This is a genomic window from Pseudomonas sp. CP4 (genome assembly GCF_047758505.1).
GTDB classification, from domain to species: Bacteria; Pseudomonadota; Gammaproteobacteria; order Pseudomonadales; family Pseudomonadaceae; genus Aquipseudomonas; species Aquipseudomonas fluorescens_AO.
On record NZ_CP180489.1, the window covers coordinates 3336302 to 3352963 of the forward strand.

7 protein-coding genes and 4 pseudogenes are annotated in these 16662 nt (G+C 51.1%); 6 read left to right on the plus strand and 5 right to left on the minus strand.

Going from position 1 to position 16662, the window contains the following annotated elements; all coding sequences use genetic code 11:
- Nucleotides 1–411: 411 nt before the first annotated feature.
- The 3 genes and pseudogenes from ACMYUN_RS14840 to ACMYUN_RS14850 form a co-directional block, all read left to right on the plus strand.
- Nucleotides 412–690 (plus strand): annotated as a pseudogene (locus tag ACMYUN_RS14840) (integrase core domain-containing protein); the annotation flags it as partial.
- Nucleotides 691–1215: 525 nt separating this feature from the next.
- Nucleotides 1216–4884 carry a transporter substrate-binding domain-containing protein gene (locus ACMYUN_RS14845; protein ID WP_415760999.1) on the plus strand — a complete coding sequence of 1223 codons (3669 nt, stop codon included), beginning with the start codon at nt 1216–1218 and terminating at the stop codon, nt 4882–4884.
- A 116-nt stretch (nt 4885–5000) separates the two neighbouring features.
- Nucleotides 5001–6174 (plus strand): annotated as a pseudogene (locus tag ACMYUN_RS14850) (IS3 family transposase).
- A gap of 63 nt (nt 6175–6237) precedes the next feature.
- Here ACMYUN_RS14850 and ACMYUN_RS14855 read toward each other — a convergent pair.
- The 3 genes from ACMYUN_RS14855 to ACMYUN_RS14865 all read right to left on the minus strand — a co-directional run bounded on the left by ACMYUN_RS14855 (nt 6238) and on the right by ACMYUN_RS14865 (nt 10776).
- On the minus strand, nt 6238–6873 hold the full coding sequence (locus tag ACMYUN_RS14855; protein WP_415761000.1) for a response regulator transcription factor: 636 nt from the start codon (nt 6871–6873) through the stop codon (nt 6238–6240).
- A 55-nt stretch (nt 6874–6928) separates the two neighbouring features.
- Nucleotides 6929–7369: an FxLYD domain-containing protein gene (locus ACMYUN_RS14860; RefSeq protein ID WP_415761001.1), complete on the minus strand. Its 441-nt coding sequence runs from the start codon at nt 7367–7369 to the stop codon at nt 6929–6931.
- Between the two features lie 140 nt (nt 7370–7509).
- A complete protein-coding gene (locus tag ACMYUN_RS14865; RefSeq protein ID WP_415761002.1) occupies nt 7510–10776 on the minus strand; it encodes a ZirU family protein in 3267 nt (1088 codons plus the stop codon).
- Between the two features lie 158 nt (nt 10777–10934).
- Between ACMYUN_RS14865 and ACMYUN_RS14870 the strand changes: the two are divergent.
- A pseudogene (locus tag ACMYUN_RS14870) lies at nt 10935–12078 on the plus strand (IS3 family transposase).
- Between the two features lie 815 nt (nt 12079–12893).
- On the opposite strand, the gene ACMYUN_RS14875 reads toward ACMYUN_RS14870, so the two are convergent.
- Nucleotides 12894–13652 (minus strand): hypothetical protein, encoded by a 759-nt coding sequence (locus ACMYUN_RS14875; protein WP_415761004.1) that lies wholly within the window; start codon nt 13650–13652, stop codon nt 12894–12896.
- Nucleotides 13653–13969: 317 nt separating this feature from the next.
- On the opposite strand from ACMYUN_RS14875, the pseudogene ACMYUN_RS14880 reads away from it, so the two are divergent.
- A pseudogene (locus ACMYUN_RS14880) lies at nt 13970–14935 on the plus strand (IS3 family transposase).
- Nucleotides 14936–14952: 17 nt separating this feature from the next.
- Here the strand turns inward: ACMYUN_RS14880 and ACMYUN_RS14885 are convergent.
- Nucleotides 14953–15537: a response regulator gene (locus ACMYUN_RS14885; RefSeq protein ID WP_415761005.1), complete on the minus strand. Its 585-nt coding sequence runs from the start codon at nt 15535–15537 to the stop codon at nt 14953–14955.
- 559 nt (nt 15538–16096) lie between these two features.
- Between ACMYUN_RS14885 and ACMYUN_RS14890 the strand changes: the two genes are divergently transcribed.
- Nucleotides 16097–16282, plus strand: a complete 186-nt coding sequence (locus tag ACMYUN_RS14890; protein ID WP_415761006.1) for a hypothetical protein — start codon at nt 16097–16099, stop codon at nt 16280–16282.
- Nucleotides 16283–16662 lie beyond the last annotated feature (380 nt).

The following is a 16662-nucleotide window of genomic DNA, read 5'->3' on the forward strand; positions in this document are numbered from 1 at the left end:
GTTAGCGAATTAGTCGATTTGTCATTGCCTAGGTTCTTTTTCTTCGGCCTATTTGGTGATTTGTAGTGATAAGGTAGATGTCTTCATCAATAGATCGTGAATGACTGCGATCGGCCAAAAGTTACCATTCGTGAGCAGCGACTCCACAGCCAAAATGCCACTCACGAAAGCTGCTTTCGACTCGAAGCAGCCTTTCGCGGAAGGGTGGGGTAAAAGCAAACACTCATAATGTCTACTTCACTTCGGCCGATTCGCCTGAAGCGAAATCGAAAAGCTGAGGCCGTCGGATTATGGAATAGGACCTGTAGTGTTCTAATGTAACCGGACACCCATTTAGGCGAGAATGCTCGCCAGATAGAGGTGTCTGATAACCAAACAACATCGTTCTTTTCCCGCTGAATTCAACCGCGAAGCCGCAGGCCTCGTGCTCGATCAAGACTATACCGCGCGCGCCAAAGCATGAGCCGTCGTGGGAACTGCTGGGATAACGCGCCGATGGAGAGTGTGTTTCGCAGTTGAAAAGCTGAATGGATACCGACCGTGGGCTACATGACAGCTCAAGAGGCGCACCGCGAAATCAGTTATTACCTGATGCATAGGTACAACTGGATTAGACCGCGCCAATTCAACAACGGACTGGCCCCAGCTCTGGCGGAGAAAAAACTTAACGTCGTGTCCGGGATTAGTTGACCACTACACAATGCCTACGCCAGCCAAAAATAATAAATAGCTGACGAGGCTTACCAAGCGTTCCTGACCATGATGGCGCAGCGTCTATCTCAGCTCGCCTGCAGCGGCTTGTGATGCTTCCTAATAGCAAAAAAAATCTTGGAGGAAGTCGACCTGGCGACTACTATAACAACAGGCGATTTTAAGACTTTCAACTGCCAATACTGAGTAGATCAGACTAAAAGGCCTAATGCACCAATCAAGGGCGCTCAGAATGAGATCGATAGAGCAAATCGAAATATCTAATAATGAATCTAAGAACGAGCACAGCAATTAAAGCTAATCGATAGAATTACAAAAAAACACATACGAAATATAAAAACCTAAGAAATCTCGATCAACTCATGCGATTCATTTATGCCACACCCAAAGCTCACACTGACTAAAAATCCATTATTTACGCCTATATAGATAATTCATCACCATACTAGAGTGCGCAAAAAAAACAATAAGTCGATTGTTTCGCATACTGACAGAGAGATTCAAATGAAAATTTTATGGCGCACTTCTTCGAGTAGAGTCTCACGACCACATCCTAACACGTCTAGAAGTGTTTTCTACACCCTGTTGATATTAGGGATTCTATTTATCAGCTTCAGTGCTAAATCAGAAGAAACCTTCAAACTAGTACCAGAGTCCAACCTACCAAAAATCAACTTGGCTCTTAAAAAAAATGAACTCGCGATTCTAAAATCGCAGACTTTATTGCGCATTGGCGTTACAAGTGGCTACGAGCCACTTTCCCAAGTTCGCGAAAAGACTGTCAAAGGCATCATGATCGACTACTTGGGAATTATAAGCAAGAGTTTAGGCCTAACGCTAGAAGTAAAAACCTATCCTGATTGGCAAGAAGCAATCAAGGCGCTTTACTCTGGCGATATTGATATTCTAGGCCGTGGCTCTTCATACGAAGCAAACCTGCCTAGTTTGATACTATCGAAACCGTACGTTCTCAACCAGCCTGTTTTGGTTGAACGCGACAACAACCAAAATACAACCAGTATATCAAATGAAAAATTAGCGGTAGTGGCTGGTTATGTACCACTTGATGAGCTACAGGCACGATTCACCAACAAAACAATTGAAATTTATCCCACAATAAAAGAAGCACTGCATGCATTGGAGTATAACCGGACAGATTTGTTGATTGGTGATGCTACAACTGTAGCTTACCACATTGCTTTGGGTGAACTGCCTAACTTGCATATGCGTGCCCTCAGCGACTGGTCGCAAGCGGGCTATAGCTTCGTGATGCGTAGCTCCGACAGTCCGATGATATCTATAATCAATCAAGTATTAGAAAAAATACCAGAGCTGACTAAAGCTAACATTCTGACACGCTGGGGCAGCGAAGCACGTTTTGGTATGCGCTCAAGTACCTTGTACAGCGCAGAAGAGGCAAGTTGGCTTGCGACTCGCCCAGAAGTAAATGTTGTTGTTAGCAGTGAGGCCCCGCCTTACAGCTTCTACGATGAAGAGGGTAACTTTAAAGGGTTGGTTGCCGATTTGCTCGATGAAATCGAGCATCGGAGCGGATTAAAATTCAAACTAGTAAATGCTTCTTCATTGAGCGAAGGCCTAAACAGCCTGAAAAGTGGAGAGGCAGAGCTGGCAACAATGCTTAGGCCTACACCAGAACGTAAAAGCTTCCTGCACTTCACTGAGTCTTACGTGAACAGCAGTTTCGCCTTAGTAGGTCGCAAGAAATTGACGGGTGAAACCCTGGCCGATTTGGCCGGCAAGCGAGTAGCAGTTTTGAAGGACTCAACACCTACACTGTATCTAAAAAAACACTATCCTGACATAGAACTCATCTACACTTACAGCTACCTTGATAGTTTGGCGACAGTGGCTAGTGGCAAGGCTGAAGCAGCAGTATTATTTTTGCCAATAGCGCGATATATGATTAGAGAGTACTTTTCTGAAGAACTTCGTATCACCACATCACTACCTCAAATTCAATCACAATCTGGCTTTGCTATAGCTAGGAATCGACCATTACTGATCGGCGTTATAGAAAAAACACTTGAAGATATCGAGCCCCGCCTGATCAGCAATATTGTTGAGCGCTGGCAGAATAGCGAGCCTGCGGAGGGTAGTGTTTGGGCTGAGTATGAGCTACGGCTTCGCCGGCTAGGATTCGTCGGTCTATCCATACTATTGTTACTCCTGACCTGGCAGATCTATAACTATTTTCTACGCTTACGAAAGCGAGAGGAAGAACGACAAATTGCATTTCGCAGCGAGTTGCTCGATGGTATCCCCGAGGCTGTAGTAGCCCGCGACCTACATGGCCGTTTCTTATTATGCAACAACAGTTTCTATACTGTATTCGACCTACAGCCTAGTGATGTTATTGGACGATGCTGGACTGAGATTTCAGGGTTGGACGCAACGCAGGAACCTAGCCAAAGACATATATTTGAATCCCTTCTACATGGACACCGGCATATTGATGTTCAAAATATTCAATTTAAAATTCGCGGTGAATTACTCACGTTCCGCCAATGGATTGTCCCGCACAGAGGGAGCGATGGCTGTATAGCTGGAGTTCTAATGGGCTGGATCGATATTTCGACCACTGAACGACTACTAAACGAATTGAAAATCGTTAGAGACCAGGCAGTAGCCGCAAGCTCTGCCAAAAGTCAGTTCCTAGCCGTAATGAGCCATGAGATACGCACCCCACTTAATGCCATTATCGGCTTACTTGAGCTGACTATGGAGCGGGTAGACAAAGGCGATGAATGGGATCGTTCAGCAATTGAAGTTGCTTACTCATCGTCTAGATCTTTGATGTTAGTGGTTGGCGACATCTTAGACCTTGCCAAGATTGAATCCGGAAAATTAACATTGGACCCACAGCCTACGTGCCCGCAAGATATCTTAAAAACAATGCACCGAATATTTGAAGGCCTAGCTAAACAAAAAGGCTTGTATCTAATAACAGACTTCGACACTGGATCAGCACTAGATGTTCTAATTGATGGCGACCGCCTTAAGCAGATACTTTCAAACTTATTAGGCAATGCAATAAAATTCACTTACCATGGTGGAGTTAAACTCTCCCTAAAGACACTTAAAATCGATAGCTATCTACTGATCACTTACACTATAGAAGATACTGGCGTCGGAATATCGAAAACTGATCAAAAAACGTTATTTGAACCTTTTACCCAGGCAGGCAGCAAAGAAAGCCAACATGGCGGCAGTGGATTAGGATTGGTAATTTGTAAACAATTCACAGAAATGATGCAGGGAACTTTGCAACTTGAAAGCGTGCCAGGACATGGGACCCGGATTGAGGTAAAAGTAAAAGCACCTATTTTAGTTAGGCAAGACGACAAACAAAAACTTACAGTCAATGAAGAGACTCAAGAGCGATTTTTGCGTGTCGCTCTGGTCGACGACCATCCGGCAAATCGTTTGCTACTTGAGCAACAGCTAAAATTTCTAGGTCATGAGGTTGTTGAGTTTGAAGATGGGAGCGAGGCCTTCGCGAGGCTGCAGATAGAGCGATTTGACGTAATTATAACTGACTGCAACATGCCCATCATGAACGGCCACGAATTGACTAGACGCATACGTGGTCTAGAGCAAACGTCCGGACTATACCCAACTTATATTATTGGCTTTACAGCAAATGCTCAGCTGGATGAACGGAAGCGTTGTTTGGAAAGTGGAATGAATGAGTGTCTTTTCAAGCCCGTCAGCCTCAGCCTGCTCAGAGGAAGCTTAGATAAATTAAGCAAGTACCAAAGTGATGAATTGATACCTAAGGTTCCAGAACCTTATGTCGCCCCCATTAAGAAAACCGTATTAGATTTCGAAATGCTTGATTCGTTGACTGGTGGCGATCTGAGATTAACACGAATGTTGCTTGACCGACTGTATAGCAGTAATGAATTAGACATTCAGGTGTTTGACGAGCTACTTACGGCGAGCCGTTGGCGCGATTTGGGGCAGCTCGTACATCGCATCAAGGGTGCGGCGCGAATGGTTGGTGCTCAGTTAGTAAGTGATGCGTCGGCATCTTATGAAGAAGGACTTAGCCAATCCTTAACAGACGAAGAGGCCAAGCAACTTGCGGAAAGAGTGCGAGCCGCTATGCAGGAACTGCAAGAATCAGTGGCTGACTGGCTAGCCGCCCCTTAACTCACAGAAACTTTCAAAGTTTGGGCTCCCCCCGCAGACTTCCTCCTATATTATGAGCATAGGAGTGTAGTGGTCTAACGAATCAGACATCAATGCTAGCCAGATCGAGGTGTCAGATGACCAAACAACGCCGTTCCTTTTCTGTTGAATTCAAACGCGAGGCTGCCGACAACTGCAGCTACATCGAAGCCAGCCGTTCAATCGGGGTAGGCGAGTCGGCCCGGCGCCGCTGGGTTGATCAAGTTCCGCAGGAGCGTCAAGGCGTCACTCTGCAGAGCAAAGCATTGATCTTGGAACACAGAAAATTCAGGAACTGGAAGCCCGGATTGCCCACCTTGAACGGGAAAAATCGATATTAAAAAAAGCTACTGCGCTCTTGGTGTGGGAAGATCACGAGCGTACGCGCTGATCAATCAGTTGAGCGTCCATAAGCCGGTTGATTGGCTGTGCAAGGTATTTGATGTCACCCGTTCGTGCTTCTATGCTTAGCACCTTAGCACCTTAGCACCTTAGCACCTTAGGCCCTGCACGCCAGATGTCGAACGGCTTCTGTTGCGCAGCCGGGAGAGCGAGTTGTTTACGCAAAGTCGTAACGCTGCTGGCAGCCGCAGCATCTTATCACTGATGTTTGAAGACGGTGAGCAGCTCGGTCGGTTCAAAGTGCGCAGCTTGGTGCGTGAGCTTGTTTTAGTCAGTAAACAAACCGGATCACATGCCTACAAACGAGCTGTGATAGAACGACTCAATATTGCGAACATCTGAATCGGGACTTCGATGTTCCGGCACCCAACCAGGTGTGGTCTGGTATGGCGACATCACCTACATCTGGGCCCAAGGGAAACGGCGTTACCTCGCTGTTGTGCTGAATCTCTGCACGCGCCGGGTAGTGGGGCTGGGCGTTGTCGGAAAAGCCGAAAGCCGATCCGGTCATCAAGGCGCTGGATATGGCGTACGAGCAACGAGGAAGACCTCAGGGCCTACTCTTTCACTCGGATCAAGGGCCCAGTATGTGATTCGTTTATCTCGACAGCGGCTGTGGCTTTATCGCATGCGCCTGAGCATGAGTAGCCGGGGAATTGCTGGGACAACCCGCCAATGGAGCGCGTGCTCCGCAGCTTGAAACGGAATGGATACCGACCACGGGCTACAGAACGGCTCAAGAAGCCCTGCGAGATATCACTCACTTCTTGATGCATCGTTACAACTGGGTTAGGTCCTATCAATTCAACGGTGGGCTGGCGCCAGCTCGGGCCGAAGTAAGAACTTAACGTTGTGTCCGGGATTAGTTGAACACTAGAAACATGGCAATTAACAAAACAGAGGGAAAAGAAGACGCCCAGCTATAAGCGTCTTTCAACCCAACGTCAAACCCCTACCGAAGCTAATCAACTCTTCGTCGGTGGACAGCCCAAGCTTAGCCAGCAGGCGCCTGCGCAATAATGTTACAACGCGTCGATTGACTGATAGCGCCGCTGCAACTGTATCCACATCACCACCACGCACGAAGCAACGCAACGCTATCAACTCACGATCAGACAAATTACTGAAAGATATGACTCCTTCGGACGCTTGGCATGGAAACGACATTAACCCTCTGCGCATCTGCCTAAGTATTTCGGGTAGCAAAGCAACTCCCTCTCCTTTGTTCAGAAAGCCTTTCGCCCCCAGACGCGCACAACGCATAGCATAGACTTCAGGGTTGAGCATGCTGATCACGAGTATAGACAACCAAGGATAGTGTTGGCGCAGCTTTCGCATCGCAGTCAACCCCTCCATCCGTGGCATATCCAAGTCCAGAAGAATCAAGGATGGTGAAGTAGTTTCCGCCAGCCGAATCGCCTCTGCACCACTGTTAGCCTCGCCTACGACGACGTGGTTGTCGCGCATTAGCATTTGATTAAGTAGCGTACGCACTCTAGGGTCAGCGTCAACAACCAAGACCCGCTCTATGTGCTTATGAGAAATATGCCCACCGACATATTGCGTCATGCGCGCGTAACCTCCTGGATAATTGTTATATAGATGTGTGGCAAACCCACAGTAATTAGTTGGCGACTGCGTGTTTCGACTGCCCGCAATAGGCACGCTCCGCGGTCTCACGCGCCTTTACGATCGCCTCGTTATCATCAATTGCTACAAGCTCGAACCCATTAGCATCAAAGCCCTTAATGCTGAGCAAGCGGTAGCGTTTTAGCTCGCCATCCACAGCAATGCGAAAGCTCCGCGTCTCTCCTGCAGCAATGGAATCAAAACTCTCTATCACACTCTTCAATGGACGGCATTGGATATCAAGCAAGGTCACCACTGCGTAACCATGCGCCACTGGCTCGTCACCGGTATTGATCAGCGTTCCGCCGACAAAGCCGCTGCCGTTTACCGAGCCTCCCATGTGAAAATTCAGATGCAATTCACCGGCGGCCCAACTCTGGGCTGAGCCACACATTGCCCATATGACAGCCAACAACATTCCATACTTCGTTCGCATTACCCAACTCCACTTAGTAGGTCTCGGGCTGGCAATCACAACGCAGCTGTCCAACTTAAGCAGGTGAACAGCCCGGTCTGTGAAGGGCTCAGTAGCATAACCACTGTCGCTTTGCCCGCCCGATGTAACGTTAATAAACGTTAGTTGCTGGCCTTTACCTTGATTATACGGCGCTGATCATTCTTGGTCGGCCTGTAAGTCGAACTGGTCTCGCCGGAAATATCCACGAAGTTGCCGCTACCAATTGCGTCTTCGATCTGCCATTGGTAGTTGACCGTACCGCAAGTGCTTACGCAGGTCGGCGTTGCGGTCAACGGCGTACCCACAATCGGGTTGCCATTCCCATCTGCGCCGGTAATGACCACAGCGCCTACCGGATCAATGACCGAGCCTGGAGGCGCAATACCGCCGCCCGATGAGCCCGCCGCAGTGGCCGTGTCGATGCTGTCGGTGTTACCCACTACACCAGCGCCGTTTTTCGCCGTTACTTCAAACTCCAGCACCAGCCCCACGTCGCTGGCATCCAACTGGTAGGACGCATCGGTGTCGGCATGACCACCATTTTTCCATTGCATGGTCGAAGCATCAGTGGTGTTGCCGCCGTTGGCATCGAAGCTGTACTCACCAGTCAGGGTTTGGCCAACGTGCAACACTCCCTTGATGTCAGTAACATCAACGATCGGATGCCCTATCGGTTTGATGATCGACGGCGCAGTGGCCGTGTCGATGCTATCGGTGTTACCCACTACACCAGCGCCGTTCTTCGCCGTTACTTCAAACTCCAGCACCAGCCCCACGTCGCTGGCATCCAGCAGGTAGGACGCGTCGGTGTCGGCATGACCACCGTTTTTCCATTGCATGGTCGAAGCATCAGTGGTGTTGCCACCGTTGGCATCGAAGGTGTACTCACCAGTCAGGGTTTGGCCAACCTGCAGCACACCCTTGATGTCAGTGACGTCCACAATCGGATTGCCTATCGGAATGATGATCGAAGGCGCAGTGGACGTGTCGATGCTGTCGGTGTTACCCACTACATCAGCGCCGTTCTTCGCCGTTACTTCAAACTCCAGCACCAGCCCCACGTCGCTGGCATCCAGCAGGTAGGACGCGTCGGTGTCGGCATGACCACCGTTTTTCCATTGCATGGTCGAAGCATCAGTGGTGTTGCCCCCGTTGGCATCGAAGGTGTACTCACCAGTCAGGGTTTGGCCAACCTGCAGCACACCCTTGATGTCAGTGACGTCCACAATCGGATTGCCTATCGGAATGATGATCGAAGGCGCAGTGGACGTGTCGATGCTGTCGGTGTTACCCACTACATCAGCGCCGTTCTTCGCCGTTACTTCAAACTCCAGCACCAGCCCCACGTCGCTGGCATCCAGCAGGTAGGACGCGTCGGTGTCGGCATGACCACCGTTTTTCCATTGCATGGTCGAAGCATCAGTGGTGTTGCCCCCGTTGGCATCGAAGGTGTACTCACCAGTCAAGGTTTGGCCAACCTGCAGCACACCCTTGATATCAGTAACATCAACAATCGGAGTCGCTTCCGGCTCGACAATAGGTGCATTGAGTATCAACGTGTAAGCGGCCTCCCTTACAATCTCTCCTTTATCCATTTCTTGCGCAATTATGTGCACGCTTCGCGGACTAATGCCCGGCGGGATATCAACATGCCCAGTAACAGGATCAACCGTTGTGTCAAGCTGAGTAGATCTCGAGGCTGCGCCACCACTAAAATCGATACCACCCTGGACATACGTGATCGGCATACTTGACCGAACTCCCTTCAGAGCTGGACTCGGTTGGCGAACAGCGCTCGCACCAGAGGCCGGAGCAAACAAAGTTAACGTGTTGACCACAAATTCCAGTGGATCGACTTTTTTCTCTTTCTGCTTATAGTCCAGCACTACGTTGTATTCGCGCTGAACAAAGTCCTTACGCGCCTCGGACAATGGCTTAAGCGCTGTTGCATTATCCGGATTAAGTTGCGATTGTAGTTCGCGATCAAAGGTCCAGGTAAAGCTGGCCCCGACCTGCCACTGCCCATCGCCTCCATGAATTTTCTGGTGCTCTGCGGTAAATCCAACGAGGGGAATCGGCTGCCACTTGGCGCCGATGCTATAACCCTTGGGGTCCTTTTCCAGCTGACCACCACCGAAGGCGTCGACCCCCTCACCATTCCATTGGAAATATTTGGCTGTACCCGCCAACTTGGGCGCACCAGGCAATGCCACTTCTGCCCGCACATCCCAGCCGGAAGCCGCGCGCTCAAGCAGATCAAAACGCTCTGGGTTAGTGTTCAGATGATCCCGACCTGACTTTTTCCAACCGCTCAAAGGAGCGTAAGCGTTGGCTGCCAGGCGAGCTTTTTCGGTCCAAGCCTCAATACCCGCGCCACCGCGGGTATGGTTATTGCTGAAATCTTGGTCAACAAAGGCGTTAGCACCCAGGATCAGGTCTGGGCTTACCTGTTTGCGATACCCCAAACCAACGTTTGCTATGTGGCGCTCATCGAAGGTGCGCGCACCTACCTGACCAAAAATGATGTCCTCATTACCTTCCAGCAGAGGATGAAGGTAGTCGAATTCAATGTCGGTATTTTTGGTATCAGCATTGATGCGCACATTAACCTTCGCCCGACCATGAGGACTGAGGAACTCCTCGACACCCTGTGATAAAGCGCTGCTCGCACTTGAGGCCGCCTGCTCCGTAAGCAGATTACTCGCCGACACACCACTGCCAGAATCCTGCGAGGCAGTGTAACTTTGAGCGACTTGCGACACGCCTTGCGCCAGGCGCTGTTCGAATGCGCGACTTTCGCGCTCAGCCAACTCGTCGACCGCTTTAAAATCCTTTGCCTGCTGGGCAGGCAACACAACTGCATCACCAGCTTTCAAGCCAGCGGCTGCGGCGTCGCCCATGACCTGAGCATTGAGGCGAACCAGCTCGCGAACGGAGCGGTTGACACGCAGCGCCAACGAGTCAAGGCGCTCGCCTTTCTTCAGGGTATAAAGCACATAGCCCGGATAAAGGGCCGCTTCGCCAGTTGCCTGCTTAGGCACCAGCCACACGCGCCCAAGCCAACCGTAGCCAGCCACCTGAGCTCGCGAGGCCGCCATTGCGGATTCTTCTACATTAAAGCGCTGCGCCACTTTGGCAAGAGTTTCTCCCTGCTGGGGGGAATACAGCAGATATGAGTTCTCTGCTGCAACATCAGTCACTTGCTGCGAGCTTTCGATTCGTGTCGCGGCTGCAGCAAGTGGCATCGCTAAAGCCTCGCAGCCATATATAGCAAGAATGACGCTGGCCGTCAGGAAGTTACGCTTACGCTTGGCAAACTCAGAATTCGCGGCATTAACCTGATCGCGGGCTACACGAGATCGACGTAGCTGATTTTTTTCTTTCACCGGGGGAGTACCGTCGTTTAATTTTTGATGGGAGCAATTTTGCCCCCTCCCCCTCTTAAACCCGACCAGCAAACCCTTCACTTAGCGTAGGGATTTCCTTAATCACCCCTAGTTTCATAAACCACTCCAGGCCCTAATACGGCCCATTAGGAGGTGCCATGAGCAACCCGCGTTATCCCGAAGAATTCAAAATCGAAGCAGTCAAACAGGTGAGCGAGGTCCGCCGATGGCTGAGGTAGCGGCTCGTTGGGCATGTCAACGCACAGCCTGTATGCTTGGATGAAGCGCTACAGCAAGCCCCTAGAACAGCGGGCGCAAGAGGATGATCAGCACGCAGAGCTACGTCGCCTGCGCGCTGAACTCAAGCGTGTGTCCGAAGAGCGAGACATCCTAAAAAAGGCCGCCGCGTACTTTGCCAAAGAGTGCGGCTGAAGTACGCCCTCATAATTCAGCTATCCGCAGACTATCCCGCTCGTCACCTGTGCCTGCCCCTTCAAGTACATGCCAGCGGTTATTACGCCTGGCTGGCTGAGCCGAAGTCGGCACGAGCTAAGGATGAGCAGCGACTGCTGGGATTAATCAAGCACCCCTAGTTAGAGAGCGGTGGCGCCCATGGTTACCGCAAAATCCATGACGACCTGCGTGAGCTTGTAGAACAGTGAGGCAGACATCGCGTTGCTCGATTAAGGCGCCAGGAAGGACTGCGCTCGCAGACAGGGTATCGGCGTCGACCGGGCAGTTATGATGGCAAGCCTCCGGCGGCCTCCCAGAATCATCTTGAGCGTCGATGCAATGCTACCGAACCCTACAAGATGGCGGTTACGGACATAACCTACATCCGCACCGATGAGAGCTGGTTATTTTTCGCGGTCTTGATCGATCTGTTTTCGCGGCGGGTAATGGCCTGGTCAATGAAGCCACAGATGACAAGCGATCTGGCTATCGATGCATTGCTGATGGCGGTTTGGCGGCGCAAACCCAGCAGGAGGCGATGATTCACTCAGACAGGGTAGTCATTTCAATGGCGGCGATTGGCAGAGCTTCCTGAAAGCCAACAACTTGCCTGGCAGCATGAGTCGACGTGGCAACTGCCATGACAATGCGGTGGCCGAAAGCTTTTTCCAGCTGCTGAAGCGGGAGCAGATCAGGCGAAAGATCTACAGTACCAGGCAGGATGCTCTCGCTGATGCTTTCGATTACATCGAGAAGTTCTACAACCCAAAACGCCGGCACGGTTTCAACAACCAACTGTCGCCGGCAGAGTTCGAAAAACGCTATTTCCTGAGCCTGAAGAGTGTTTAGAAAACTCGGGGCGATTAATCTCTTCAGGCTCATTGGGATCTGCCCATCACCATCAGAGTCAGCGGCACCGTCTAAGACAGCTACCTCAAGACCTTCCGAGGCATCGGTGATGGCAGCATAGGTGTGCGGCACAGCAAACAGCGCAATGTATTTGCCCGCATCGCGCGATTCAATTCCTTAAACCGCTGCGGTACTGACCTCAGTACCATCAACCATCCAGCGATATGTCGAAGCAAGGGTCACCGTCGCCAGTGCCGAGGCGCCGTAGCACCCATTGATAAAGCCAATAACTGACGCCGCATGTTCGTTATGCATTCATTTTTTTACTTCCCTCTTAAAAATCATCGCGATGCTTTTAGGGGCTGAATTAACGCCTAATCACTCGCAAACTTCCCGTAGCTGAACTCAGCCAATCGAAGCGCTCGCACACTTACTAGTGGTAGCCAATCGCCCCTGACAGCAACAGCCAAAGTGGAGTAATCCGCAGCTCACACAGTAAATTCGTCCAAAACATCACCTGCAATACGTTAATAGCCACACGCTGGTCATCTGCGACATCATGACCGAGTCATTAACTGACGCGAAAACAGACCGAGTATCACGGACACATATAACGCGGCCTCGCAGGTACGGATTACGTTATGTCCGTTACTCAGATCTCGCTGGGCTTACTGACGCTGAGCTGAATAGACGCTTTAGATAATTCGGTGACTCGATCAACTAACTCACTGAAGAGGGATCATTCCCGAGCGTCAATGCTGCCTCCTGCTCCGATCCAACCAGCCAAAAGCAGGGATAATTAAAGGCAAAAATCCTCAACGTATGCAAGTGACATGGCGGCCAGCAGCATCAGCAGAATCGAGTAAACTACCGTTGCTCAGGTCAACTGCGATGTGGCCGGTCGCGCTGGGGGCGCTGCTCGTCCAGTAGCGGTTGTCACCACCACCGCACGCCGCGTTGAGCGGCCAACCGTACTTTGAGCACATCTCAGTATTGGAAGAGTTGCTGGTTGCGCTTGCAAACAATTGCACCAATTCAGCAGATGTAGGAAGGCGCGCACTGTTACTCAAGCAGTAATTTTCGGCAACACTCCAGTTCTGCCGATTGGTGACCGGCGCTAGGAATCTACCGATATCCACTGCTCCCACACGCCCCCCATTAGCAACCACTGCGACACCCACGCTTGGGTCTGTATTTAGCGCTGAAGTACGCGGCGTTACAACAACACTCAGGCTGCTACTGGCAAAGACCCCTCTTGGGGTGAAGGTATCTCCCGTAGCGCCGTTAATGTCCCTGCCGTCTTGCTGCCACTGATAGGTGCTACCGCTTTGTGCATCACCATCCGGATCGCTAAAGGTATAATTAACCACCGCTGTATCACCCACCCTTAGGCCCAGACCGGGGTTAGTTTGATTGGCCACTACAGCGCCACTGGCCACTGGCGCACGCCCTTTAACTGTGCCGGTGGTTGATTCCACAGCCTGCGCCGCCAAGCAGGGCAGGCTAACGCCCACCACCACACGTGCCACCAGCAGGCTCAAGGACCAGGTGCGCAGTGTTTTCATCTTTGTCATCGGTGTTGTCCTCTTAAACAAATCATTGTGTATCGTGCAAGCCACAACGCACCCAACCTGATCACAGGCAGCACAGGATCGATTTGGCTGACTTTTTTCTTTCACTTGGGGAGTAACGTCGTTTAGTTTTTACGGGGAGTATTTTCCCCCTTTCCCTCTCTAACCCCAGCCAGCAAACACTTCACTTGACGTAGGGATTTCCCTCATTTGATCACTCTTCATTTCACAACCCGAGGACGTCGCGCACCACACATGTAGTTGTCTAATGAAACCGGACACCCATTTAGGCGAGAATGCTCGCCAGATAGAGGTGTCTGATGACCAAACAACGTCGTTCTTTTTCCGCTGAATTCAAACGCGAGGCCGCAGGCCTCGTGCTCGATCAAGGCTACCGCGCTCTTGATGTCTGAAAAGCACGAGCGCACGCGCTGATTGATCAACTGAGCCCCAAGAGCCGGTTGATTGGCTTTGCGCAGTCTTTGATGTCACTCGTTCGTGTTGCTACGCCCACCGTCTCAGGCGCCGAACTCCAGACGTTGAGCGGCTTCGGTTGCGCAGCCGGGTTAACGAACTGTTTACGCAAAGTCGAAGCGCCGCCGGTAGCCGCAGCATCGTGTCGATGATGCAGGAAGATGGCGAGCAAATTGGGCGGTTCAAGGTGCGAGGCCTGATGCGGGAGCTGGAGTTGGTCAGCAAACAACCTGGATCACATGCCTACAAACAAGCGACGGTTGAGCGGCCTGACATTCCGAACATTGAATCGAGAGTTTGATGTGCCGGAGCCGAATCAGGTTTGGTGTGGCGACATCACCTACATCTGGGCACAAGGGAGATGGCATTACCTGGCTGTGGTTATGGATCTTTACGCGCGCCCAGTGGTGGGCTGGGCGCTGTCGAACAAGCCGGATGCCGATCTGGTCATCAAGGCGTTGGACATGGCTTACGAGCAGCGTGGCAAGCCTCAAGGGCTTTTGTTTCGCTCGGATCAAGGCTCGCAATATGGCAGTCGCCAGTTTCGCCAACGACTCTGGCGTTACCGCATGCGCCAGAGCATGAGCCGTCGTGGAAACTGCTGGGATAACGCGCCGATGGAGCGTGTGTTTCGCAGCTTGAAAACTGAATGGATACCGACCGTGTGCTACATGACAACTCAAGAAGCGCACCGCGACATCAGTCATTACCTGATGCATCGGTACAACTGGATTAGACCGCACCAATTCAACAATGGACTGGCCCCAGCACAGGCCGAGAAAAAACTTAACGTCGTGTCCGGGATTAGTTGACCACTACATTACAACGCTCAAGCCAGCCCATTCCGCTTTGCCAACTCGACCAACTCAACAAAATTGCCCACCTGCAATTTAACGATAAGTCGAGCTTTATAGGTGCTAGCGGTTTTCTCACTCAACATCAACTCTCGAGCGATGTCCTTGACACGATGGCCGCGCGCTAAGCCCCGCAGAACAGATAGCTCTCTATCCGAAAGGGTTTTGAGCAGAGTTTCTTCCGATGCCAACATAGAAGAGCTGTCAACTGAAGAAAAATCCATTATAGGGAAAAGCGTATAGCCCGCCAGGACAATCTCAACAGCACTCAGCAACTCGGCCAGATCGCCGTCTTTACTGACAAACCCTGACGCCCCCGATCTGGAGCAGCGAATGGCATAGCGATCCGCCTGCAGGCCGGAAAAAACGACAATCTTACAGCGATCGCTTTCACCACAAAGCCTACGCAATACGGCAAAGCCATCCAACTGTGGAAGGTCAATGTCCAGTATGACCAACTCAGGAGCTAACTCTCTCGCAAGCGCAATAACATCTACTCCGCTACCAGCCTCTCCCACGACCTCATGGCCTGCTTTTTCGAGCAAAAGACGCACAGCCATGCGAACTACTGCATGGTCGTCTGCAACAAGAATTCTAGCCAAAAGTTACTCACTCCTAGAGAAGATGCGACAACCCCAACTCACCCATGAGAGCCAGAAATATTCTGGCGCGCTTGCTTTCAGGCTAGTTGGTAGCCTCGGACCATTAGACCTGGGAAGCAACGAATTTCAGCTTACCGAGTAAAGCATAGCTGCGACCAGCATGCCTAACCATCACGACAAACGACCCACCCGCCAGCCTGAAAAATAAAATACCAGATAGTCCCGCTTATCGCTGTAGGTAAACCCTTCAACTGCTGGCGACATGTGGTCCTTAGATGAGCGGTGAGCTTGCAGGGCTCACGGCAAGGGTGAGCGATTGCATGGCTAACGGAGAGGCGCGCGATTGACCCAGAAGTTGCTCCCATAATTACTTCGTTCCACGAATATCTGGCTATTTCATTGGCAGTGCGCCTTGCTTGAACGGATGTGGGGCGATCGCAAATCAGAAACCCCCTACGGTCAGTACCCCCTGAGAGCTGATAGCATTCGCACCTAATTTCGGAAAAGGGCAAAGCAAATGCGCGAGCTGAATGACACCGAGAGGAAACTGGCGGTACTGGTTATCCGTGAAATGAATAAGAACAAGCGAAGCTTGAAGGATTTGGAAAAGGGCGCAGATGAGGTCCTGAAGGTATTCCGCAAGGTAACCGCGGCGCCGAAACCAAGCCTATGGAAGCAGCTGCTTCCCCTTAGGAAGCACTGAGGACATCTGCAAACGTCCTGTTTTCAGGTGATGCATGGATACCAGCATTGAGGGGTCAAGGAGCTGAATTTGCAAAAGTAGTTGCTGATCGCGCTGTTGTTGCTATCTAGCACCGTCCAAGCGACCCTTCAAATCAAATGTCTCCGTCTTCCGGAAAGCCAAGATAACGCCCGAGCTTCGCTACTACCTCTAAGGTGCCTTTGCAGCTTGCGCCGTGGTCAGTGAAACCAAGGTGGTTAACCGCGTGGCAAAGCTCTATTGCCAACCACCAGGAATGGTCGACGCCAATGTCGACCTAATCGATCTGATCGAGGAACAGACTCCAGAGCCCTTGAAGAATTACGCAGGTGGCATCGATCGACTGCCGATTGAGTTCGTTC